Annotated in this window: 17 protein-coding genes and 2 tRNA genes; 17 read left to right on the top strand and 2 right to left on the bottom strand. The window is 60.9% G+C overall.

What is annotated here, in order from left to right; all coding sequences use genetic code 11:
• Positions 1–136: 136 nt before the first annotated feature.
• The 8 genes from KTF55_RS04090 (at position 137) to KTF55_RS04055 (ending at position 8,842) form a co-directional block, all read left to right on the top strand.
• A complete protein-coding gene (locus tag KTF55_RS04090; RefSeq protein ID WP_217108031.1) occupies positions 137–2,272 on the top strand; it encodes a ribonuclease R family protein in 2,136 nt (711 codons plus the stop codon).
• Positions 2,273–2,449: 177 nt separating this feature from the next.
• Positions 2,450–3,055 carry a recombinase family protein gene (locus KTF55_RS04085; RefSeq protein WP_035137411.1) on the top strand — a complete coding sequence of 202 codons (606 nt, stop codon included), beginning with the start codon at positions 2,450–2,452 and terminating at the stop codon, positions 3,053–3,055.
• Between the two features lie 105 nt (positions 3,056–3,160).
• Complete coding sequence (locus KTF55_RS04080; protein WP_217108030.1) at positions 3,161–3,742, top strand: VanZ family protein; 582 nt, start codon at positions 3,161–3,163, stop codon at positions 3,740–3,742.
• A 204-nt stretch (positions 3,743–3,946) separates the two neighbouring features.
• Entirely contained in the window at positions 3,947–4,798 is an 852-nt protein-coding gene (locus KTF55_RS04075) for a MurR/RpiR family transcriptional regulator (RefSeq protein WP_217108029.1), read from the top strand.
• 10 nt (positions 4,799–4,808) lie between these two features.
• Positions 4,809–5,732 (top strand): N-acetylmuramic acid 6-phosphate etherase, encoded by a 924-nt coding sequence (murQ, locus tag KTF55_RS04070; protein WP_217108028.1) that lies wholly within the window; start codon positions 4,809–4,811, stop codon positions 5,730–5,732.
• A gap of 57 nt (positions 5,733–5,789) precedes the next feature.
• On the top strand, positions 5,790–7,220 hold the full coding sequence (locus tag KTF55_RS04065) for a PTS transporter subunit EIIC (protein WP_217108027.1): 1,431 nt from the start codon (positions 5,790–5,792) through the stop codon (positions 7,218–7,220).
• 117 nt (positions 7,221–7,337) lie between these two features.
• Complete coding sequence (locus tag KTF55_RS10140; RefSeq protein ID WP_217108026.1) at positions 7,338–8,390, top strand: MupG family TIM beta-alpha barrel fold protein; 1,053 nt, start codon at positions 7,338–7,340, stop codon at positions 8,388–8,390.
• A 92-nt stretch (positions 8,391–8,482) separates the two neighbouring features.
• Entirely contained in the window at positions 8,483–8,842 is a 360-nt protein-coding gene (locus KTF55_RS04055) for an arsenate reductase family protein (protein ID WP_195191958.1), read from the top strand.
• A 72-nt stretch (positions 8,843–8,914) separates the two neighbouring features.
• Here KTF55_RS04055 and KTF55_RS04050 read toward each other — a convergent pair whose 3' ends face one another.
• Positions 8,915–9,325: a hypothetical protein gene (locus KTF55_RS04050; RefSeq protein WP_117564211.1), complete on the bottom strand. Its 411-nt coding sequence runs from the start codon at positions 9,323–9,325 to the stop codon at positions 8,915–8,917.
• Between the two features lie 266 nt (positions 9,326–9,591).
• Here KTF55_RS04050 and KTF55_RS04045 point away from each other — a divergent pair.
• The 6 genes from KTF55_RS04045 (at position 9,592) to KTF55_RS04020 (ending at position 12,175) form a co-directional block, all read left to right on the top strand.
• Positions 9,592–9,665 (top strand) — tRNA-Gln (locus KTF55_RS04045).
• 17 nt (positions 9,666–9,682) lie between these two features.
• Positions 9,683–9,759: transfer RNA gene (locus tag KTF55_RS04040), tRNA-Glu, on the top strand.
• A 97-nt stretch (positions 9,760–9,856) separates the two neighbouring features.
• Positions 9,857–10,774 carry a hypothetical protein gene (locus KTF55_RS04035; RefSeq protein ID WP_117564212.1) on the top strand — a complete coding sequence of 306 codons (918 nt, stop codon included), beginning with the start codon at positions 9,857–9,859 and terminating at the stop codon, positions 10,772–10,774.
• On the top strand, positions 10,764–11,234 hold the full coding sequence (gene smpB / locus KTF55_RS04030; RefSeq protein ID WP_006235325.1) for an SsrA-binding protein SmpB: 471 nt from the start codon (positions 10,764–10,766) through the stop codon (positions 11,232–11,234). Before KTF55_RS04035 ends, smpB begins: the two co-directional genes overlap by 11 nt.
• Positions 11,235–11,438: 204 nt before the next feature.
• Complete coding sequence (locus KTF55_RS04025; protein WP_217108025.1) at positions 11,439–11,942, top strand: flavin reductase family protein; 504 nt, start codon at positions 11,439–11,441, stop codon at positions 11,940–11,942.
• Positions 11,943–12,031: 89 nt separating this feature from the next.
• Complete coding sequence (locus KTF55_RS04020) at positions 12,032–12,175, top strand: rubredoxin-like domain-containing protein (RefSeq protein WP_117638060.1); 144 nt, start codon at positions 12,032–12,034, stop codon at positions 12,173–12,175.
• Positions 12,176–12,403: 228 nt separating this feature from the next.
• Here KTF55_RS04020 and KTF55_RS04015 read toward each other — a convergent pair whose 3' ends face one another.
• Positions 12,404–13,660, bottom strand: a complete 1,257-nt coding sequence (locus KTF55_RS04015) for an Nramp family divalent metal transporter (protein WP_217108024.1) — start codon at positions 13,658–13,660, stop codon at positions 12,404–12,406.
• Positions 13,661–14,023: 363 nt separating this feature from the next.
• On the opposite strand from KTF55_RS04015, the gene gltB reads away from it, so the two are divergent.
• The 3 genes from gltB (at position 14,024) to KTF55_RS04000 (ending at position 21,331) form a co-directional block, all read left to right on the top strand.
• Entirely contained in the window at positions 14,024–18,721 is a 4,698-nt protein-coding gene (gltB, locus tag KTF55_RS04010) for a glutamate synthase large subunit (protein ID WP_217108023.1), read from the top strand.
• Positions 18,722–18,726: 5 nt separating this feature from the next.
• Positions 18,727–20,208: a glutamate synthase subunit beta gene (locus KTF55_RS04005; RefSeq protein WP_217108022.1), complete on the top strand. Its 1,482-nt coding sequence runs from the start codon at positions 18,727–18,729 to the stop codon at positions 20,206–20,208.
• 415 nt (positions 20,209–20,623) lie between these two features.
• Complete coding sequence (locus tag KTF55_RS04000) at positions 20,624–21,331, top strand: hypothetical protein (RefSeq protein WP_217108021.1); 708 nt, start codon at positions 20,624–20,626, stop codon at positions 21,329–21,331.
• Positions 21,332–21,391: the final 60 nt, after the last annotated feature.

Genomic DNA, 21,391 nt, shown 5'->3' with positions numbered 1-21,391 from the left:
TGCCTGGAATTCACCCCTTCCAACGGGTCGTCTCTTATGGGGCGGCCCGTTTTTTGATCCCTAGGGGACGGCAGGAAAGCGAATCATTTGGGTAGACTCTTGGGATGTAAACGGCAATTGATAGCAAGGAGGCGCCATGGGGCGCAATAACAAGCATAAGCGTGGAGCTCGCAATAAGCGCGGGCCGGTGCGCAGCGAACGCCGTCCGAGCCTGACCGGGCGCGTGCAGCTCCATGAGCATAGCGCCTACGTTGTAACCGAAAACGGCGACTACAAGGTCATGGGCCGCGGTAAGCGCGAGATCATGGATGGCGATACCGTTGCCGTGAGCATAAAGAACAGCCCGCACGGTGAGCGGCGCGCCGTGATCGAAGGTGTGGTTGAGCGCGCAGCCATAAGCGTGGTGGGTACGTACCAGACCGCTGGTCCGCTCGGTGTGATCGAGCCGCTCGATTCGCGCCTGAAGGCCGACTTCTTCATTCTGCCCGAGGATACCTCGGCGGATCGTCTAGGCGTCCACCCGGGTGATGCCGTTGTCGCGCGCATTTTGACCTACCCGACGCGCCTGGAATCGGGCACCGTGACGATCGAACGCCGCATTGGCGGAGATGACGCGCCCGATTTGGGCGTTCAATATGTGATGGCGCGTTACGGCTATACCGATAGCTATCCCGAGGCCGCGCTGGACGAGGCCGAGGGGCTTTCGCTCGATGTGTCTGCGGCGCTTAAGGACCCGCTCCGCCGCGATCTGCGTGACCGCTTTGTCATCACGATCGACCCGGTCGACGCGCGCGACTTTGACGATGCCATTTCGCTGGAGCGCACGCCCGAGGGTGGCTACAAGCTGGGCGTGCATATCGCCGACGTTTCACACTATGTGGCTTGGGACGGGCATATCGATCTTGAGGCTCGCCATCGTACGACATCGGTGTATCTGGCCGATCGCGTGCTTCCCATGCTGCCCGAACGCCTGTCCTGTGACCTGTGCTCGCTTCGCCCTGACGAGAACCGTCTTGCGTTTACCGTCGATATCGAGCTCGATGCGCAGGGTCGCGTGCGGCATTACGATCCGTACCCCAGCGTGATTCGCTCGCGTGTGCGTATGGACTATGACGGCGCCGAGGCGCTGCTGGTGCGTGCCGGCGCGGTGGAGTATGGGGTGCTGGAGGGTGCCGCCGAGGATGTTGCGGCTGCCGAGGCCTCGCGCGAGGAGGCGCTTGAGCGTGGGCTTGCATGCGAAGAAGCAGCCCGCGGCTATAACGTCGACCTGGGTGATTTTTTGGTTGCCGCCAACGAGCTTGCGGAGCTCCGCCGCCGCATTCGTCGCGCGCGCGGTTCGGTCGACTTTGATACGGCCGAGATCCGCGCGCTCTTGGACGAGGACGGTGTGCCCGTGCAGATCGTGGCCCGCGAGCGCTCGTGCGCCACGTCGCTAATCGAGGAGGCCATGCTGCTCGCCAACGAGTGCGTGGCCGAGTGGCTGGCCGACCGCGACATTGAGGCTTGCTATCGCGTGCACGATGATCCCAGTCCCGATAGCCTGCACGGTGCCGCCGTGGCGTTGGCGCAGCTGGGCATCATCGATGATCGCCGCGCGGCCGGTATTGCCCTGGGAAGTCCCGATGAGCTGCAGGCTGCAGTTGATGCTGCTGCCGGTACGGCAAACGCACCGCTCGTCAATACACTGCTTCTGCGCAGCATGCAGCGTGCGCTGTACAAGCCGCGCAACGAGGGCCACTTTGCGCTCGCCGCGCCGTGCTACTGTCACTTTACGAGTCCCATCCGTCGCTATCCCGATCTGGTGGTGCACCGCGTGCTCAAACTGCAGTTGGCCTATGAGCAGCTCGGCGGCAAGGACGCCTTGGTCCGTACGCCGCGGCTGATCGGCAAGGGGCGCGAGTCGCTGCCGCGCATTCTGCCGCAGATCTGCCGCGCATGCAGCGATGCCGAGCGCGCGGCAGATGCCGCCAGCCATGCGACGCAAAAGATCAAGATTGCCCAGTACTATGAGGACCGTCTGGGCGAGCGCTATGCCGGAACCGTCTCTTGGGTTAGCAGCATGGGCCTCTTTGTGCGCTTGGATTTAACGCAGGTCGAAGGCTTGGTTTCGATCAAGAGCCTGGGCAACGAGTGGTTCGAGTTCGACGAGGACGCGCTTACGCTGACGGGCGCCGACACGGGGACTCACTATGAACTGGGCCAGCGCGTGATTATCGAGGTCTCGCGCGTCAATACCACGCGTGGGCACTTGGACTTTAAGCTTATCCATTAGCCAAATCCCGACTCGTGGCGGGAGAGCGGAGGGCGGTCTTTCGGGACCGCCCTCCGCATTTGAATCGTGGCTACCTTGCCGTCTGCTCGGCCGCCCGCTTACCTGCTATTTGAGAGGTAAAACCTACCAAAATAAACCTGTCCCTTTTTGGCAGGTATACAAGAAAGCGGGGATGAGATGGCGACGGTGTACGGTTATGCGCGGGTGAGTTCGCGCGATCAGAACCTTAATCGGCAGCTGGATGCGCTGGGCGCCTATGGCGTGGGCTCGGCGAATATTTATGCCGACCATGCGAGCGGCAAGGACTTCGATCGACCGCGTTATCGCGAGCTGCTGCACGTCCTGGGAGACGGGGACGTGCTGGTGGTTCTTTCTATCGACCGACTTGGTCGTAATTACTCCGAGATTCTTGAAGAATGGCGGCGCATTACCAAGGAGCTCGGGGTTGCCATTGTGGTGTTGGACATGCCATTGCTTGACACGCGCGTCAGGGCCAGCGGCGCGCCGGATGTGACCAACACCCTGATTGCCGATATTGTGCTGCAACTGCTGAGCTACGTGGCGCAGGTGGAGCGCGAGAATATCCATCGGCGCCAGGCGGAGGGAATTGCGGCGGCGCGGGCGCGAGGGGTCCGTTTCGGTCGACCTCGCAAGCCGTGCCCTCCTCAGTTTGAGTTGGTGCGCGATAGCTATGAGGCAGGCGATATTACCCGCAGCCAGGCAGCAAAGTGCCTGGGCGTGTGCGTGGGGACGTTCGATCGCTGGATGCGCGAGGCGGGGTAGGGGTTTGAGTCGCTTTGTCGCTTCCTGTTGCGATTCAAATTTTGATACGGTGACGATGTCATTTGGGGCTACACTCGCTGATATTCAAAAAAAGGAGGTTGGCCCTTGGCGCGCGTAAAACAAATAATCGGATGGACCGCGATCGTTCTGTTCGCTGTAACGCTGGCGGGCATCTGGGTGCTGACGGAGCAAAATGCGGTGGAGACGTCGTTGCTGAGCGAGTCCACCGCGCGTGTGGTGGAGGGTCAGGCTACGGGCGTTCAGGCTGCCGATGCCACGGGTGAAGCCCAGACGGAGAACGGAATGACCGGGGGCACCGATTCGGCTGCCTCGAATGTCCGGTCTGGCCGACTTGCTTCCATTCGCATGTGGGTGGGCGCGAACGTCCGTCGCGTTGCCCATACCGTAGAGTTTTTCTTCGTCGGATTGTTCGCCTCGGTGGTCGTGGTTTGCTTTTCCAGGCGTCCGTGGAGCGTATGCTCCCGTTGCGTGCCCGTATTGCTCTTTTGCGCCGCCTGCTCCGTTGGCGATCAGGTACATAAGATCTTTGTTCCCGGCAGGCATTTCGACGTTATCGATTTAGGATTCGATGCTGCGGGCTATATCACCGCCATGCTGTTGGTATTGCTGGCAGCGACGTTGGTGCGCCATGCGACTCGGCCGATCGGCGCCCATGCGAGGCGCTAGCCGGTAACAAAACCGTTTCCGATAATGCGACCTTGTTGAATTATTTTGTGTCGCGTGTATTTCCGAGCGGTCGGATTTGAGGGGCGAGCGGTAGAACGTTCGCCCTTTGTGCGCCACGATTCGGCACAATGTACCGTAAAAGCTGTTTGTATCCGGTACGAATCGTTCGTTGGTCTTTAATTCTTTTCAACGGAGGTGTTTGAGATGGCAAACGGATTGCTTTTACGGCTTCGCGAGCGTGAGCTCAGCGCGAGCCCGGCGGAACGCAATGTCATCGCATATGTAAGCGCTCATCCGCACGAGGTGGTTGGGCTGTCCGTCCGCGGTCTTGCCGATGCCACATTCTCCTCGCCCTCGAGCATTTTGCGCTTTTGCAAGCGCTTGGGTTTTGCGGGCTACAAGGAGTTCCAGCGCGAACTGATTGCCGAGCTGGCGATCTTGGGTGACAAGAAAGACGTTGCCCTCGAGGACATCTCCATGGATGACAGCGTCGAACGCATTGTGGGGAAGGTGATGAAAAGCAACGTGCGCACGATCGAAGCGACGGCGCGAACGCTCGATTACACCGTCTTGGAGCGATGCGCGGCCCATCTTAAGCGGGCACGCGCGGTCAATCTGTTCGGTATCGGTGCCTCTCGTTTGGTCGCGCACGATCTGGCGCAAAAGCTCATGCGTGTCGACAAAGAGTGCCATCTGTACGACGACTGGCATGATCAGCTCTTGTGTGCCAAGAACATGCATGAGGGCGATATGGCAATCGCCTTTAGCTACTCGGGCTTGACGCAAGAGGTGCTGGACTGCACCGCCGAGGCTCAACGTCACAACTGTCCCGTTGTGGCCGTGACCAAAGTAGATGGATCATCCAAGCTTGCCACCATGGCCGATGCCGTGCTCGGCGTCGCTGCGAGTGAACCCTTGGTCCGCAGCGGTGCCATGGCTTCGCGTATGGCCCAGCTTATGGTTGTCGATGCCCTGTACGCTGCTTACGTTGCCAGCGACTACGAACGGGCGACGCATGTCATTAAGCAAAACTACATCGAGAAACAGGAAAGATGAGGTGAAAGAAATGCTCGATTTAACAAAATTCACGACCGAACAGCGTAATCAAAGGTCAATGGACCTCGATACGATGACATCGCTGCAGATCGTCACGACGATGAACGATGAGGATCTTCGTGCCGTCCAGTCGGTCACAAAAGTGCTGCCCCAGGTTGCCACAGCAATCGACTGGGCTGCTGAGGCACTCGAGCGCGGCGGGCGCGTCTTTTACATGGGCGCAGGCACCAGCGGTCGTCTGGGCGTACTCGACGCTTCGGAGTGTCCGCCCACGTTTGGCGTGTCACCCGATCTGATTGTCGGGCTCATTGCCGGAGGCGAGACGGCGTTTATCAAGGCTGTCGAAGGTGCCGAAGACAGCGAGGAGCTTGGCGCGAGCGACCTGCGGGAGCGTGGACTCTCGGACAAGGATCTTGTCGTTGGCCTGGCGGCAAGCGGTCGTACACCCTATGTGGTGGGCGGCCTTATGTACGCCAAGGCAACTGGGTGCAAGACCATTGCAATTGCCTGCAACCAAGGGTCGAAGATCGGGGAGAGCGCAGATCTTGCCATTGAACCCGTGCCCGGTCCCGAGGTGCTGACCGGCTCAACGAGGCTCAAGGCGGGAACGGTTCAAAAGCTCATTCTCAACATGATTTCGACCGGTGCCATGGTCAAGATCGGCAAGGTATACCAAAACCTGATGGTCGATGTGCAGCAGACGAACGAGAAGTTGGTGGTGCGCGGCCAGAACATCGTGATGGAGGCGACCGGCTGCACGCGCGAGCGCGCTATTCAGGCGCTTGCAGATGCCGGCGGCCACGTAAAAACCGCTATTGTCTCGGTACTGCTGGACTGCGATGCCGAGCAGGCTGCGGTAGCTCTTGATCGAGCGCGAGGCCATGTCCGTGCTGCGGTGAGTGGCCATGAGAAGAGCAATGCCGATGCCCAATAGGTGTGCGGCGTGAGCTGATATGACATCCAGACGAGATACCCAATACAAGGAGGAGTTATGACGAACAAAGAGCTGGCTCAAAAGCTGCTGGACCTTTTGGGCGGTAAAGACAACGTGCTCGCAAACGCGGCGTGCATGACGCGCCTGCGCGTGACCGTCAAAGACGCGGGCAACGTCGACACGGAGGGCATTAAGGCACTCGACGGCGTGATGGGCCTGGTCGCGGACGACACGATGCAGATCGTGCTGGGTCCGGGCAAGGTGAATAAGGTGCTCGAGGAGTTCTCCAAGCTCACCGGCCTTGCGAAAGGCGTTGCTGACGAGAGCGTGGTTGACGCTGCGGCCACAAACAAGGCCGCGCAGAAGGCCAAGTACGAGTCCAAGCCGGTTCAGGCCTTCCTCAAGAAGATTTCCAATGTCTTCGTCGCCCTGCTTCCCGGCATCATTGCGGCTGGCCTCATCAACGGTATCTGCAACGTCATTAACGTCTCGACGGCAGGCGCGCTTGCAGGCGAGTGGTGGTACCAGGGCATTCGTTCCATGGGCTGGGCCCTGTTTGCCTATCTGCCCATCTTGGTGGGCTATAACGCGGCACGTGAGTTTGGTGGCTCCGCTGCGCTGGGCGGCATCGCCGGCATGATGTGTATCGCCAACAGCGCCATGCCCCTGCTTGCGCCTGGCGCGGCCGATCCTGCCACTGCCATTCTGCTGCCGCTCACCAGTGCGCAGTACAACCCTGCAGCGGGCGGCATGATCGCGGCTCTTATCGCTGGCGCATTTTTTGCCTGGATGGAGCGTCAGATTCGCAAGGTTATGCCCAACGCACTCGACACGTTCTTGTCCCCGCTGCTGGTGCTCATCATCGGCGCCTTTGCTCTGATGCTCGTCATCCAGCCGGTTGGCGCATGGCTGACGACTGCCATCTTTAGCGTTTTGACCTTTATCTTCGAGAAGCTGGGCGTCCTGGGCGGCTATATCCTGTCGGCAGGCTTCTTGCCGCTGGTTTCCGTCGGCCTGCATCAGGCGCTCACGCCGATCCACGCTATGCTCAACGATCCCGACGGCGCTACCAAGGGTATCAATTACCTGCTTCCCATCCTTATGATGGCTGGCGGCGGCCAGGTCGGTGCCGGTTTGGCGCTGTACTTTAAGACCAAGAACGCCAAGCTCAAGAAGTACGTCGCAGAGTCCATTCCCGTTGGAATCCTGGGTGTGGGCGAGCCTCTGATGTATGCTGTTACGCTGCCGCTCGTTCGTCCGTTTGTGACGGCCTGCCTGGGTGCCGGATTTGGCGGCGCGCTCGCGGCGCTGCTTCACATCGGCACGGTTTCTCAGGGCGTTTCCGGTCTGTTTGGCCTGCTGATCGTCGTTCCTGGCCAGCAGCTCGGCTACGTTGCCGCTATGCTGCTTGCCTATGCCGCCGGCTTTGTCCTGACGTGGTTCTTTGGCGTCGACGAGCAGAAGATCAACGAGTTCTTTGGCGAATAGTTTGATATCGCGAGCCGTGTTGCTCAGGGCTCGCGGCGCGCGACAGATTTCTTGATGCTATGGTTGTGCCGGCGGGGCTAACTGCTCCGCCGGCCTTTTTTAAAGGAGCGTTGAAACGTGAAAACGGGTATTTCGATTTATCTTTCCAGCCCTCTGCAGGATATTGAGCGGACGATTGAGCACGGTGCCGCGACGGGTGCGCGCTATGCGTTTACCTCACTGCATATTCCCGAGGATGGGGGAGCGGCGTATGCCGATAAGGTCCGTCATGTGCTGTCGCTGCTTTCCGCCCGCGGCATTGCGCTCATCGCCGATGTGGGGCCGCGCACGTGCGATTTGCTCGGGCTTGAGCGCATCGAGGACCTGCGCGATCTGGGGTTGGAATACCTTCGTTTGGACTATGGCTTTAGCGCCCAGCGGGTCGCGGAGCTGTCCGGTGTATTTCGCATTGTGGTCAATGCATCGACGGTGAGTTCTGATGGAATCGCATCGTGGCGTGAGGCCGGTGCCGATGTGACTCGTTTTGCCGCCTGCCACAATTTTTACCCCAAGCCTTATACCGGTTTAGCTCTGGAGGACATTGCTCGGGTGAATCTTCGTCTTGCGGCGCTTGGATTCGAAATCATGGCTTTTGTGCCGGGTGATGCTAACGTTCGCGGGCCGGTATTCGAGGGACTGCCGACGGTCGAGGCGCAGCGCGGTCGCGCGTCAAAGGTTGCCCTCAATATGCTTGAGCTTGCACATGGCGCCGATTGCGACATTGTGTTGGTCGGTGACCCCGATCTTTCCGATGCGGGCTGGACGCAGTTTGCTCAAGTTTCCGCCGGATACGTGGATCTGCAATGCGAGCTTGAGCCCGGTTATGCCTATGTGCGTGGGCAGATTCATCACGACCGACCCGATTCGAGCACCCTCATCTTTAGGTCTCAGGAGTCGCGTACGACGCTTAAGCCGGATTCCGTGCCGATGGATGCCGGTGCCGGCCTGTTTCGAAAGGCGGGGTCGATCGCTGTGAGTAATAGCGGATATGGGCGCTACGAAGGCGAGCTTGAGATTGCGCGGGTCGATCTTCCCGGTGACGAGCGCATGAACGTTGCGGGCCATATCACGCCCGAGGCAATGGAGCTGCTGCCGTTCATCAAACGCGGATTCGGGGTACGGTTCGTTTAGCGTGTGACCCGTGGGCTACAATTGGCCCATCATGCGAAGGCGCCTCGTGTGGCGTGTGTCTGCGTTGGCCGATCTATATTCGGAGGATTCCCATGACCGTACTGTTTGTTGAATATCCCAAGTGCTCGACCTGTAAGAAGGCCAAGGCATGGCTGGACGAGCATGGGGTAGAGTATATCGACCGCGATATCGTTTTGGACAATCCCGCGGCTGATGAGCTTGCGACCTGGATTGCTCGTTCGGGGCTGCCGGTGCGGCGCTTCTTTAATTCGTCGGGCATGAAATATCGAGAGCTGGGCCTGAAGGCGCGTCTGGATGCGGGCATGACGGATCGGGAGTGCTACGAGCTGCTGGCGACCGACGGCATGCTGGTCAAGCGTCCGCTGCTGGTGGGCGACGACTTTGCGATTCCTGGCTTTAGGGAAGCGGCTTGGGCCGAGGCGTTGCTGTAGCGGCTCCGGAAAGTGCGACCCGTTTTGAGTGATCGGGGTGGGATGTGTTTTCCATCGGCGGGCTCGCTCGGCTCAATCCTCGAGCTGTGCCCATTCGTGCGGATCGTAGACCTTTACGTGCTTGTTGGGCTTGCCGCTCCAGTACTCCTCGTCCATAAAGGGCAGATATGCCTGAACGCCGGGGCAGATAAAGGGAATCCGCTGCTGTTGCAGTCGCTCGCGCTGGCGCTGCTCCAGGTGCGCCTCGGATATGACGGTCGGCATACCGGACAACTCGACGAGGCTTGCCTGGATTCGCTTAAGGTCGGGGAGTCCCGCGTGCCATGACATCCGCATGATCAAAAAGGATGCACGGCGGTATTTTGCCTGCATCACCGTGATGGCGGGGCGCAGTGTGGGATGGATTTTGTCCCGTTCGGGCCAAAGGTCAGCAGTGATCTCGAGGCCCAGGGTCTCCCATAGGTAATCAAGCTCTTCGTCCATGGTGCCTCGATATCTACGTGATCATTGATACTTCGATTGTGTTGCCTGGTGCTATCGTTTTCGCGGTAGAATCTGCCAACGGTTGACGGCTACCGCTCGCGGCGTTTTGCCCTTCGTGTGCAGCGGTCGACTTCACAGGTCCTTCACGTGTTGGCCGTATTTGACTGAATTTCAAAAAAGTCAAAATTGGGGCTTGCGTCACGGCCGGACTTCCCGTATATTTCTTTCTTGCGCAAAGGCACAGCCGAGCGCAGCGATGCAGTCATTGGGATGTCGTCTAATGGCAGGACAGCGGATTCTGGTTCCGTCAATGGGGGTTCGACTCCCTCCATCCCAGCCATTGCATTTGCTACATATGGCCCGTTCGTCTAGCGGTTTAGGACGCCGCCCTCTCAAGGCGGAGATCACCAGTTCGAATCTGGTACGGGCTACCAAAATTGAACGCCCGGGCCTCGTAAGAGACCCGGGTTTTGTGTATTGACCGATATTTAAGGCGCGCGTTGAGTCTGCCGCCCGGACCGAGGAGTTGTCATGGACCTGCCTATCAGCTTGGAAGACATCACGTATGCCGAGAACTATCTGGCGCAGGGCGACCTGGCTACGGCGACGCCGCTGCTTGAGCGTCTGGTGGAGCTCGCCGAGGAGTATATCGACGCTGAGTGCAAGACGGAGGAGAAGCGCCAGTACTTTAGCTTCGACAGCAAGTTTGAGCGCCTGGCCTATCGCCGCGTGGAGAAGGATCCGCGCGAGCTGGTGCAGGTCGAGGTTCCCTTTGACCGCCTGTACTCCGACATGGCGTTTGCCTACATTCGCCAGCAGGATTATGTGAGTGCTCGGAATGCCCTGATGCAGGCCGTGCGTTGGGATCCCATGAACTGCAACTATCGCTTGGACTTGGCCGAGCTGTTCCGCGCGCTCGAGGACAAGCAGGAGTGGGCATCGCTCTCGTTCTCGGTGCTGGAGCGCGCGAGCGACGGTAAGTGCGCCGCACGCGCCTACACCAACTTGGGTCAGTACTTCTTGGAGCCCGAGACCGAGAACATTTCGGCTGCTGTGGGCTGCGCGCGTCTGGCGCTGCGCCTGGCGCCCAATGATGCGCATACGACGCGCCTGCTCAACAAGATCCATACCACCTATCCGGATGCCGCGGACGAGAGTGACGACCATGTGATGGGTGAGCTCGCCCTGCAGGGCGTGCCGACCTCGCCTTCGGCCGAGATCGCCATCTGCCTGATCATGTGCGCGACCGATGCTGCAAGCGACGGCGACAAGCAGGAGGCTACGCGTCTGACGGTCCGTGCCCGCGACCTGGTGGGCGAGGAGGCATGCGCGGCGATTATCAAGCTGGTGCGCGAGAGCGATGCCGAGCTTAATGCCGAGCGCAGGGCAAAGCGCGAGGCTGCGGGCTCAAACGCCGATGGCGCCAAGGAGGCCGGCGATGCCCAGTAAGCGCGAGCGCAAGCTCATTTCCAAGAATCGCTCGGCACATCACGAGTACTTTATCGATGAGACGTTTGAGTGCGGTATTGAGCTGAGCGGTACCGAGGTCAAGTCGATTCGCGAGCGCGCGTGCCAGATTACCGATACCTTTGCACTGATTCGTGGCGGGGAGTGCTGGCTCGTCGGCCTGCATATCCACCCTTATAGCCATGGTGGCGTGTGGAATCGCGATCCCGACCGTCGGCGCCGTCTGCTACTGCACCGCAAGGAGATCGACTTTCTTGACGGCAAACTTCGCAACCGTGGTTATGCGCTGGTTCCGTTGGAGCTCTACTTTAATACCGACGGTCGCGTAAAACTGCTGCTGGGCCTGGGTCGCGGCAAGAAGCTCTACGACAAGCGCGAGGACATGGCCAAGCGTGATGTCCAACGCGAGATCGACCGCGCCCTCAAGGAACGCAACCGCTGACCGTCCTTCATAGTTGCGGTGGAATACGGACTGTTTTGCCTGTTTGAGGGGCTATTCAGTCCCTATTTCACCGCAACTGCGGGTGTCTCATCTTTCTTACTGTTCTGACACATATGTTTCAAAGGCGGCGTCCGTTATGGGCGCTGTCATTTTGTGGGTACATACATCCATGAGGTTCCAACCCGAGCTAGGGGAGTGATCGTTATGGACAAAACTGCGTTCTTTACCATGCCGAGCGGCCTGTACGTGGTGAGCGCCGCGGCAGACGGGCTGCGCGCCGGCTGCGTCATCAACACGGCGGTGCAGGTGACGTCCATGCCGCCGCGCATTTCGGTTGCCGTGAACAAGGAAAACGTCACCTCGGGCGTTATCGCATCGGCCAAAGCGTTCGCGCTGACCGTGATCGATCAGACCGCCGACATGCTCTACATCGGTAACTTTGGGTTCCGCACCAGCAGCGATTACGACAAGTTTGCCAAGTACGAGACCCGCGAGACGGCTCTGGGCATGCCCTATGTGCCCGAGCACGCGGCGGCCCTGTTTAGCTGCCGTTTGATTGATACCGTGGATGTGGGCACGCATCTACTGTTTATCGGCGAGGTCGAGGATGCCGAGCGCCTGAGCGACGACACGCCGCTCACCTACGATTACTACCATAAGGTCCTGAAGGGCAAGACGCCTCCGAAGGCGTCCTCGTATCAAGGCTAGAAATGTTTTAAAAATACTTGCATTATATTATTGAGAATCTATACTAATAGATGAAGTACATCACCAGTCGCGTTCGAGAGGAGAACATCATGGCTGAGGAGAAGAAGACGTATAAGTTCGTGTGCATCGTTTGTGGCTACGAGGTTGAGGTCGATACGCCCGAGCTGCCCGAGGACTACGTGTGCCCGGTGTGCGGCGTCGGTCCCGATCAGTTTGAGCTCGTCGAGGAGTAGCTCGTCGGCACACGGCTTGTAGCAACACATAGCTCTGTCCAAGGGCCCCGGTCGAATTCTCGGCCGGGGCCCTTTTCCTCCGCCCCCAAGGGATCACTGTTGCTGTTGGCCGATCTTGTCTGTTGTGAGTCCGGCCGACCTTTTGTCTCAATCTGTAACGTTTAACGGCTCAAAACGGGTCTTCCTGTTACAGATCGAGACGTTTGTCTGGGTAGGTGCCCCGTCCCATTACATCCCTGTCAACAACACGACATCGAGAATCGTCACGATGGCGCCAATCCCTACAAGCAGCGCGTTGAGTGGGCGCGAGTTGGCGTATTTGCCCATGACGCGGGGTGAACTGGTGAGCCGTATGAGCACAAAGACCGTAATCGGTAGCTGAAGCGACAGCAGTGCCTGACTCCAGATGAGACCTTCAAAAGGATTTGGGACGACCAGGCACGCCGTCACTGCGCCGACGAAACAGGCTGCCACCCCGATCGAGGAATGTCGGTCGTGGATATCGTATTCCTCGTCGAACATGCCCGCAGTGACGGTTCCCGCCGCCATGCCCGCTGTCACGCTGCTCGATAGTCCCGCGAACAGCAGCGCTACCGCAAAGATGGTCGAGCTCGCCGGGCCCAAGATGGGGGAGAGCGTGGCCGCTGCGACGGCGAGGTCGTCTACGACCATGCCATGCGCAAAGAAGGTCGTTGCGGCCAGGATGACCATGGCTGAGTTGATTGCCCAGCCCACGCCCATCGAAAAGAGCGTGTCGAAGAGCTCGTAGCGCAGACGCTCTTCGATAACCTGGTCGCCTTGGCCTTCGAAGTGCATGGATTGGATGACCTCGGAGTGTAGAAAGAGGTTGTGGGGCATAACGACCGCACCCAGGACACTCACGATAATCGCAGCAGAGCCAGTGGGCATACTAGGCGTGATCCAGCTTGCGGCGGCTTGCGGCCAGTCGACCTTGACTAGTGCAAGCTCGGCCAAAAACGAGAGTCCTACCACGCCTACGAAGGCGATGATCCAGCGTTCGGCATGCTTGTAGGAGTTCGTCATGAGCATCGCCATCGATACTGTCGCCACGATGACGCAGCCCGCGCGCACGGGCAGCCCAAAGAGCATTTGAAGCGCGATCGCACCGCCCAGGACTTCGGCCATGGCGGTGGCGATCGTGGCTAGATATGCGCTGCCGAGTATCGCACGCCCGACGAGGCGGGGTAGGTGGCGCGTCGTGGCCTCGGCAAGACACATACCCGTGGCGATGCCCAAGTGCGCCGCGTTGTGCTGCAGCACGATGAGCATGATCGTGGACAGCGTGACGATCCACAGCAGCGCGTAGCCAAACTGCGAGCCCGCGGCCATATTGGAGGCCCAATTGCCCGGGTCGATAAAGCCGACGGTCACGAGCAGTCCGGGGCCGATATGCCGTGCGATGTCGAGTCCTCCGTGGCCACCGGTGCGCGGGGAGCCAAAGTGTTGTTTGAGATGGTTGATCATGGTGCGCTCCTGCGTGCCGTTTGTTTGACTCCGCAAAGGATACCCGTTTTAGGCCAAACAGTTAACCAAGACTAACAAAATTATTGTATTTGGATAGGCTGGTGAAAGGGGATTGCCGAAATGTCTTGATCTGTAACAACTAGGGATGGAAATTGGGTCTTACTGTTACAGATTGAGATGTTTGAAGCGGTGAGCTTACAGGTCGAACTTGGGGCCCTTGTTGCCGTCCTTGAGGTCGGCGGTGTCCACTCGTAGGGTGTGCGTTACGCGATTGTTTCGAAACGGGCGGGAAACACAACGATGCCCCGATGCTCCTACTATGCCTATTCAACTGACTGTCTAAATATCTAGGGGAGGATCGCGATGCAGGCAGATTCCGCTCAGCAGCAGGGCCTTTATCGCCCCGAATTCGACCACGATGCATGTGGCATCGGCGCGCTTGCCGATATCAACGGTGAGCGCCATCACCAGATTCTGGACGATGCGCTGTCCATTCTGGTCAACTTGGAGCACCGCGGCGGCACGGGACTCGAGAAGAACACCGGCGACGGCGCCGGCATCCTGTTCCAGGTTCCGCATCACTTTTTTCGAAAAGAGGCCCAAAAGTGCGGCCAGATTCTGCCGGCAGAGGGCGACTATGGCGTGGCCATGCTGTTCTTCCCGCAGGACGACAAGGGCGTAGAGGATGCCCGCCGCGTGTTTGAGGAGGGTTGCGCCGAGGCCGGCGTGCCGCTGCTCTTTTGGCGTGAGGTGCCGGTCAATCCGCACGACCTGGGTGAGACGGCGCGTGCCTGCATGCCCACTATCCTGCAGGCCTTCCTGGGCCGTCCGGACGACACGCCGGCGGGTGACGCCTTCGAGCGTCGCCTGTACGTGTGCCGCCGCACCATCGAGAAGAAGGCCGACGCCGAGTTTGCCCTGCGAGACAAGATCTTCTACGTGTGCTCCATGAGCTCGCGCACCATCGTGTACAAGGGCATGCTGGTCGCCACACAGATGCGCCGCTTCTTCATAGACCTCAACGACGCCGCCGTCAAGACGGCGGTGGCGCTCGTCCACTCGCGCTACTCCACCAACACCACGCCCAGTTGGGAGCGCGCGCATCCCAACCGCTTTATCATCCACAACGGCGAGATCAACACCCTCAAGGGCAACGTCAACTGGATTCGCGCCCGCGAACCCAACCTGTACAGCCCCGTGTTACAGCACGATCTTGAGCGCGTGATGCCCATCATCAACCGCGAGGGTTCCGACTCGGCGATTTTGGACAACGTGCTCGAGTTTTTGGTCATGAACGGCCGTCCGCTTACGCGCGCTGCGTCCATGCTGCTGCCTGAGCCGTGGGACCACAACGATAGTCTGAGCGAGGAGCGCCGCGCCTACGACGCCTACCAGTCCATGCTCATGGAGCCGTGGGACGGTCCGGCGGCCATCGCCTTTACCGATGGCCGTACCCTGGGCGCCGCCCTCGACCGTAACGGCCTGCGTCCCGCCCGCTATTATGTGACGCGCGACGGTCGCTTTATGCTGGCGAGCGAGGTGGGCACCATCGAGGTGAGCCCCGAGAACATTCTGACGAGCGGTTGCCTGGGACCGGGTCAGATGCTCGAGGTTGATTTTGCCCGCGGCCGCGTGATCTACAATGACGAGCTGCGCGCCCGTTACGCCAAGGAAAAGCCCTACCGTGATTGGATTGCCGAGGAGACACTGACCGTCGACGCGCTCGATGAGCCCGTTTCGGCAACGTCCGCCGAGGACGCCGAGGTGCCCGCCGCCGTGCGTATGGCCAAGCTCGGCTACCACTGGGATGACGTCGACGAGGTCGTGCGTCCCATGGCCCAGCAGGGCAAGGCCCCGCTCGCCTCGATGGGTATCGATGCGCCGCTGGCCTGCCTGTCCAAGAAGACGCGTTCGTTCTTTGACTACTTCTATCAGCTGTTCGCCCAGGTCACGAACCCGCCGATCGACGCCCTGCGCGAGCATATGGTCACTTCGACCACGCTCTACCTGGGCAACCACGGCAACCTGCTCGAGGATTCCCGCACGGCCTGTCAGCTGGTGCGCTTGGAGCGCCCGTTGCTCAACGAGGAAGAGTTCGAACATATCTGTGCCATCGACCGCGTGGGCTTTAAGACCCGCCGGTTCCGTGCCGTGTACCGCCGCGACGCGGGTGAGGGCGCGCTGCAGGCTGCGCTCAAGCAGCTTGCCGAAGACGTCGAGGCTGCGGTTCGCGATGGCGTGAACATCGTGGTGCTGAGCGACCGTGCCGCTGCGGGCGAGGTGCCCGTGCCGTCGCTGCTCGCCGTGGGCTGCGTGCACAACCACCTGATCCGTGCCGGCGTGCGCACCTTTGCCGATATCGTGGTGGAGTGCGGCGATGCCGTGTCTCCGCACGACTTTGCGGCACTGGTGGGCTACTCCGCGAGCGGCATCTATCCGTACAACGCACATGCCTGCATCTGCGATCTGGCGGCACACGGCGACCTGGACGTGACGGCCGAGCAGGGCATCGCCAACTACAACAAGGCTGCGACCGCCGGCATCGTCTCCATCATGTCCAAGATGGGCATCTCCACGGTGCAGAGCTACCATTCGGCGCAGATCTTCGAGGCTGTGGGCTTTACGCCGGAGTTCGTCAACGCGTACTTCGCCGGCACGGTGAGCCGTGTGGGCGGTATGGGTGTCGAGGACGTTGAGCGCGAGCAAAACGAGCGCTACGACGCCGCGCTCGCTATCCTTGAGAGCCCGGCTCCCGATCAGCTGCCCACGCTGGGTCTGACCAAGTGGCGCCCGCTCGGTGGCGAGGATCACCTGATCGACCCTCAGACTGTCTACCTGCTGCAGACCGCCTGCCGTGAGGACAGTTACGACACCTTTAAGGAGTACAGCGCCCGCCTGCACCGCACCGGCCGTGCCGTGCGCCTGCGCGACTTGCTCGACTTTAATGCCAGCGGCCGCACGCCGGTTTCGCTCGACGAGGTCGAGCCCGCGCTCAACATCGTCCGCCGCTTTAACACCGGCGCCATGTCGTACGGCTCCATCAGCAAGGAAGCACACGAGTGCATGGCCATCGCCATGAATCGCCTGCATGGGCGCTCCAACTCGGGCGAGGGCGGCGAGGACCCGCGTCGCGAGACCCCGCTGGCTAACGGTGACTCCAAGAACTCCGCCATCAAGCAGGTGGCAAGTGCGCGCTTTGGCGTGACGAGCCGCTACCTGTGCAGCGCCTTCGAGATTCAGATCAAGATGGCCCAGGGCGCCAAGCCCGGCGAGGGTGGACACCTGCCCGGTAAGAAGGTCTACCCCTGGATCGCCGAGGTCCGTCAGTCCACGCCCGGCATCGGCCTGATCTCGCCTCCGCCGCACCACGACATCTACTCTATCGAAGACCTGGCCGAGCTCATCTTCGACCTTAAGAACGCCAACCCCGGCGCACGCGTGTCGGTCAAGCTGGTCAGCGAGGCCGGCGTCGGTACCATCGCCACCGGTGTGGCCAAGGGTGCTGCCGACAAGATCTTGATCAGCGGCCACAACGGCGGCTCGGGTGCCGCTGCGCGCGACTCTATCTGGCACGCCGGTCTGCCGCTGGAGCTCGGTCTTGCCGAGGCCCAGCAGACGCTGCTGCAAAACGGCCTGCGCTCGCGCGTGGTGCTCGAGGCCGACGGCAAGCTCATGGACGGCACCGATGTTGCCGTCGCCTGCCTGCTGGGTGCCGAGGAGTTTGGCTTTGCGACCATGCCGCTCATCTCGATGGGCTGCCTCATGCAGCGCGACTGCCAGCAGGATACCTGCCCCGCCGGCATCGCTACGCAAAACTGCCGCCTGCGTCGCGGCTTCCGCGGCAAGCCCGAGCACGTTGAGCACTTTATGCTCTTTGTTGCCGAGCAACTGCGCGAGGTCATGGCGAGCCTGGGCTTCCGCACCGTCGACGAGATGGTCGGCCATCCCGAGTGCTTGCGCCAGATTGAGGTCCCGGGCAACCGCAAGGCTAACCTGCTGGATCTGTCGCCCGTGCTGGCAAGCGCGACCTGTGAGTTTGGTGCCCACATCCCGGGTGCCGACGGCCGTCACTTCCTGCCCCAGATGGCTGCGGACAGCGAGCTCGACAAGACGCTCGACTCCACGTTGTTTGTGCCCTATACGGCCGATGCCCGTGCGCACCTGCGTCCGATTCGCTTCCGCGCCGATATCGCCAACGTCAACCGCTGCGTGGGCACCATCTTGGGCAACGCGGTGACCAAGGCGCATCCCGAGGGCCTGCCCGCCGGCTCCATCACCATCGATTGCGATGGTTCGGCCGGCCAGAGCTTTGGCGCCTTCCTGCCGCGCGGCATTACGCTCAACGTGTGCGGCGACGCCAACGACTACTTTGGCAAGGGCCTTTCGGGCGGCGAGGTGTCGGTGCGCCCCAACCCGCATGCGACCTACAAGTTCGATGAGAACATCATCGTGGGCAACGTTGCGTTCTTTGGCGCCACGAGCGGCCGCGGCTTCATTAACGGCCTGGCAGGCCAGCGCTTTGGCGTACGCAACTCCGGTGCCACCGTGGTGGTCGAGGGCTGCGGCAACCATGGCTGCGAGTACATGACGGGTGGTCTGGCGCTCATCCTGGGCGAGGTCGGGCAGAACTTCGCCGCCGGTATGACGGGCGGCGTGGCCTATGTCTTTGACCAGTACGGCACGCTCGATGCCCGTGTGAACCACGAGAGCGTTGAGCTTAAAGCCCCGACGGCCGGCGAGCTGGCGCAGATTCGCGAGCTCATCCAGGAGCACGTGGACGCGACGCAGAGCCCGCGCGGCATTAAGCTGCTCTACAGCTTTGAGACGATGAGCAAGCACTTTGTGAAGGTCATTCCGACCGAGTACGAGCGCGTGCTGGCGATTGTCGCCGCCGCCGAGGCCGTCGGCAAGACGCATGCGCAGGCCGAGGAGCTGGCGTTTGACATTGTGACCGGTCGCGCGAGCGCCGCGGATGTCGATCGCTTTGATGTGGCGGGCGGTGCTGCTGACGCTGCGTCTGTGGCTGCCAGCTCTGTTGCTTCGACCAAGAAGGAGGCGTAAGTGCCATGGGTAAGCCCGGTGCTTTTCTTGATATCGATCGCGTGACCCATGAGCTGCGCCCCGTGGAGGAGCGTAGCCGCGATTTCGATCCGCTGTACGTGGAGCTCGACGACGACGCGCGTCGTGCCCAGGCGAGCCGCTGCATGATGTGCGGCGTGGCGTTTTGCCAGATGGGCGCGAGCTTTGGCAAGGCGCGTCCGAGCGGCTGCCCGCTGCACAATTTGATTCCCGAGTGGAACGAGCTGGTGTACCGCGGCCGCTGGGATGAGGCTGCCGAGCGCCTGTCACTCACCTCGCCCATGCCCGAGTTCACGAGCCGCGTGTGCCCGGCGCTGTGCGAGGCCGCATGCAACCTGGGCTCGGTCGATGGCCAGCCCACGACGATTCATGACAACGAGCGCGCGATCAGCGACCATGAGTGGGCAAATGGCGGTCCGCGCCGCTTTGAGCCGGCAGGGGAGGATGCACCCACGGTCGCTGTGATTGGCTCTGGCCCGGCTGGCCTGGTGGCTGCATGGGAGCTTGCACGTCGCGGTGCCCGTGTGACGGTATTTGAGCGTGACGACCGCCCGGGCGGCCTGCTCATGTACGGCATTCCCAACATGAAGCTCGAGAAGTCTGTGGTCGAGCGTCGCGTGGCACTCATGCGCGAGCTGGGCATTGTGTTTGAGCTGGGTGCTGACGTTACGAACCCTGCGGTGGCGGCCAAGCTCAATGGCTTTGACGCTGTCGTGGTGGCTGCCGGTGCTCGCGCCCCGCGTGGACTGGCTGCTGAGAATATTGACGCGCCCGGCGTGGTGTATGCCGTGGACTACCTGACGGCCTCGACCGTCTCGGTGCTCGATGGCGGCGAGCCTGTCATCGATGCACGCGGCCTGGACGTCGTGGTCATTGGCGGCGGCGATACCGGTAACGACTGCGTGGGCACCGCGGTACGTCAGGGTGCGCGCAGCGTGCGCCAGTTTGAGTTCTTGCCGGCGGCGCCTGATGTGCGCGCGGCGAGCAACCCCTGGCCGCAGTGGCCCAACGTTAAGAAGACCGACTACGGCCAGCAGGAGGCTATCGCTGCGATGGGTGGCGAGATGCGTGCCTGGGGCGTGGATACGCTCGAGGTGCTGCTGGACAAGAAGGGTGCGGCTGCGGGTCTGCGCGTGGTCGATCTGGACTGGTCGGCGGGAAAGCCCGAGCGCATCGCGGGCTCCGAGCACGAGGTACCGGCGCAGCTGGTGCTCATCGCCTGCGGCTTCACGGGCCCGGAGCACAGTGTGTTCGATGCGGTGAGCGTGCCTGTTGCCACCGCTGGTCGTCCGCTGCCTGTGATGGCCGCCGAGGGCTCGCACCTCGCGGCTCGCACAGAGGGTGTCGCCGCGGATGCCGCGCCGGTGTATGTGGCGGGTGATGCCCGCAACGGCAGCTCGCTCGTGGTGAGCGCCATGGCCGACGCCCTGGCCTGCGCTGCCGAAGTCGCCGAGGCGCTGGAGCTGTAAGGCGGCTGTCCACAGCTGAATCGTCAAGGGCTGTCCCCAACGGCCGGCCCAAAAGGAACGTCCCCAAGTGCCGGCAGCTAGGGACGTTCCTTATGTGCCGGCATTCGGGGACACTCCTTGCGGGTTTGCGGGCGACTTTGTCATTTGTCGACGTACAAGTATTCATTCGTCGACGTTTGCGACTGTGGTGCTCTGCTGTTTCTGTGGTGGCAGCGGGCATCTGGCTCAAAATGGCGGGTCAGCTGTCTATATCTACCTGCCGTTTCTTTGCGGTGCGCATTTTCGGTCAAGCATCCCGTCAAGTGTTTGGTCAGCAGTTGGTTTGCAGCCGGAGGCCTATTTTGTCCGTGCCAACAGTGGCTGCCCACCCTCCTCGTAAGCTCAAATTGAGGTTCATCAGTTTGAGGAGGATGCCGTGACTGATCACGTTTTAGACCGAGCACATCTGGCTGAAGCCGTCGGCAACGATATTGCCGACATGGCCCATTTTTGGATGCTGCGGAAGTTTCAGTTTTTGGAGCCGGCGCGCGAGCAGTTCGAGATCATTGTCGACCCGTGGCTCGGCTATTGCACCGAGCCTTCCCAAAACGAAATCATGGCCTACAACATGGCATTTACCGATTGGCTGCTCTTCGAGCGCCCCTATCGCCATGGCAAGACGCTGCTCGAGCTGTATGTTGATGAGCCGCCGGCATCGCTTTCGCCTGCCTCGCTCAAGCGGCTCGAGCAGGTGCGCGACACACAGTATTTCTCGCGCTTTGGCATTTTGGACAAGGATCCTGCGAACGGCATGGTTGCGCTGAAGGATACGCGCACCGACCGTCGCTTTGATGCCTACGACCCGCATATCGTGCAAAAGGAGCATTGGAGCGACGGTGCGATTGCGGTGCGCCTCGCCTGCGTCGACGATATCTGGCTGACGGCGGGGCAGCTCTACCTCTACGACATAGCGCGCCTGAGCGATACGGCGATCGATGGGCCGGGCGCGGTGCATCCGGAGGACCTGCGGGACGGCTTTGATACCTCGTGCATCAGCTTCTTTTTGCGCCTGGTCCGCGACATCATGGGTGCCCAGGGGCGCTACGTAAAGTCCCTCAACATCTACGAACAAGAATGGGAGTAGGGGATGTGATTGGTGCCGCCCTACAGCCCTGACTTTGTCTCAATCTGTAACGTTTGGCGG

Origin of the sequence: Collinsella sp. MSK.8.10 (genome assembly GCF_019041915.1) — a bacterium.
Taxonomy (GTDB): domain Bacteria; phylum Actinomycetota; class Coriobacteriia; order Coriobacteriales; family Coriobacteriaceae; genus Collinsella.
The sequence above is the reverse complement of the archived record's forward strand: the minus strand, read 5'-3'. Positions and strand labels throughout refer to the sequence as shown.